The sequence below is a fragment of the Bradyrhizobium diversitatis genome, from assembly GCF_016031635.1.
GTDB classification, from domain to species: Bacteria; Pseudomonadota; Alphaproteobacteria; order Rhizobiales; family Xanthobacteraceae; genus Bradyrhizobium; species Bradyrhizobium diversitatis.
The window spans coordinates 1-2647 of the sequence record NZ_JACEGD010000091.1 but is presented as its reverse complement, the minus strand read 5'-3'; the positions used below and the strand labels follow the sequence as shown (position 1 = coordinate 2647).

Sequence of the window (2647 nt, the reverse complement as noted above, 5' to 3'; positions counted from 1 at the left end):
CTCGACGTCGATCGCGAGCGCGGTCGAGCAGCAGGGCGCCGCCACCCAGGAGATCGCCCGCAGCGTCCAGACGGTCGCACAGGGCACGCAGACGGCCGCCACCGACATCGGCGAGGTCAACCGCGGCGCCGCCGAGACCGGCTCGGCCTCGGAAGAGGTGCTGAATTCGGCCAAGACCCTGTCGAGCGAGAGCACCCGTCTGCGCGCCGAGCTCGACCGCTTCATGGGGAATATCCGCGCAGCGTAGGTGCGCTGCTGTCGCACCGCCCTCCGCCGTCGTCCCGGACAAGCGCGCCCCTCAGGCGCGCTTAGATCCGGGACCCATACCCCCAGGGAGCAGTGGGGGCGCAAGCTGGCAACTCCGAGTCTTCGCCAAACCCAATCCTGTGGCTATGGATCCCGGATCGGCGCGCGCTTGTCCGGGATGACGGCAGAGATTGGCGCGGCAATCGATTTGTAACGGCGCGGGAAAGCGCGCCTTAACAATTCCCCGCGTCACCTAACCGCCAGTTGCGGCGCCACAAATTTACCACAGCTTATCCTTTGCCCCGTAACGTGCAGAAGAGCCGGGAAGCGGGCTGCTTCCGGGATGCGCCTGGTTTTCCGCGAATGGAATGGGGTGGGGGAATGTCGGTCAAGTCGAAGTCGAGCAAATCGAAGCTGCCAACGCTGCGCTTTCGCGCAAAAATCATCCTCGGCTTTGTGGCGGTGCTAGCCATTCTCGCCGTCAGCATGGCGTTCGCCTATTTCGGCTTCGAGCGAATCGCAGGCGCCGTGGCGTCCTACCGCACCAGCGTATCGGAAGCCGACCTGGCGCGGACGGTCGATCGCGAGCTGGTCGCCTATCAGGGGCTGGCGCGGGCCTATACCCTGACCGGCGCGGCGGATGATGAGACGGCAGCCAAGGCCGCTGAAGGCAATCTGAAAGGCGCGATCGCCAAGTCGATGGCGGCGACGACCGGCGCCGCCCGCCGTGAGCAGGTCGGCAAGCTCGAGGCCGAGTTCCAGAACTTTACGAAAGTCTTCGGCGAGATCATCACGCTGACCCGCGAGAACAACAAGATCGCGGCCGACGAGCTCAACAGTGTCGGCAACAAGATCCGCTTCAAATTCGACGATCTCGCCGACACCGCGGCTCTGGCGGGCCTGAACTCGGTCCAGACCACGGCCAAGGACGTCACCTCGCAATATCTGGCAGTCTCCACCTCGGTCGGCGCCTTCGTGGCCAAGCCGGAGCCGAAGACCGCCGACGGCGTGATCGCCCGCATCAAGTTCCTCGAGACGCTGCTGGTCTCCATCTACGCGAATGACCAGAAGATCACGGACCGCGTCAAGGAGATCGGCGATCTCCTGAAGCAGTACCGCACCTCGTTTGCAAAGCTGAATGAGAACGTGAAGGTCATCGTCAAGCTGAACGGCGAGATGACCAAGACGGCTGCGACCATCCTCAAGCTCTCGGCCGAGCTGCGTTCGGATCTGACCGCCGACCAGCAACGCATCGAGGCGAGCGCCAATTCTACCATCGTGGAAACCGAGCAGCTGATGCTGATGCTGGCGCTGGGCGGGCTGGCCGTCGGCACCGTGCTGGCCTTGTGGCTCGGCAACGGCATCTCGCGGCCGATGATCGCGATGTGCAAGGCGATGCGCGAGCTTGCCTCGGGCAATTTCGACGTGGTGCTGCCCGGCCTCGGCCGCAAGGACGAGATCGGCGAGATGGCCGGTGCGGTTGAGGAGTTCAAGGTTCAGGCGGTCGCCAAGGCCGAGCGCGACGCTGCCGCCAGCGAAATCCAGAACCGGGAGCAGGCCGCAAGCCGCCGCGCCGAACTGATCCGCTTTGCCGATGATTTCGAGAGCGCGGTCGGCGCCATCGTCTCCAACGTCTCGGCCTCGGCCGTGCAGCTGGAATCGGCGGCCTCGACGCTGACCCGCACCGCCGAGACCACGCAGAGCCTGTCGAGCCAGGTCGCCGGCGTCTCCGAGCAGGCCTCCAGCAACATGCAGTCGGTCGCGACCGCGACGGAAGAGCTCTCGGCCTCGGTCGAGGAGATTGGCCGCCAGGTCCGCGATTCCAGCCGCATCGCCGAGGCTGCCGTGGTGCAGGCCAAGGAGACCGACGGCCGTATCGGCAAGCTGTCGCATGCCGCCCAGCAGATCGGCGAGGTGGTCAAGCTGATCACGGCGATTGCCGAGCAGACCAACCTTCTCGCGCTCAACGCCACCATCGAGGCCGCGCGTGCTGGCGAGGCCGGCCGCGGCTTCGCGGTGGTGGCGAGCGAAGTGAAATCGCTGGCGAGCCAGACCGCGAAGGCGACGGACGAGATCTCCTCGCACATCGCCGGCATGCAGGGCGCCACCGCCGAATCGGTTGCCGCGATCAAGGAGATCGGGGCGACCATCGGCCAGATCTCGTCGATCTCGACGTCGATCGCGAGCGCGGTCGAGCAGCAGGGCGCCGCCACCCAGGAGATCGCCCGCAGCGTCCAGACGGTCGCACAGGGCACGCAGACGGCCGCCACCGACATCGGCGAGGTCAACCGCGGCGCCGCCGAGACCGGCTCGGCCTCGGAAGAGGTGCTGAATTCGGCCAAGACCCTGTCGAGCGAGAGCACCCGTCTGCGCGCCGAGCTCGACCGCTTCATGGGGAATA

At 66.1% G+C, this 2647-nt stretch carries 1 protein-coding gene and 1 pseudogene; both read left to right on the top strand.

From position 1 onward, the window contains the following. Nucleotides 1–247: pseudogene (locus tag H1B27_RS39540) on the top strand (methyl-accepting chemotaxis protein); the annotation flags it as partial. A gap of 380 nt (nt 248–627) precedes the next feature. Next, nucleotides 628–2647 (top strand): methyl-accepting chemotaxis protein (locus tag H1B27_RS39535; RefSeq protein WP_197969765.1); only part of this gene is annotated, 2020 nt, incomplete at its 3' end.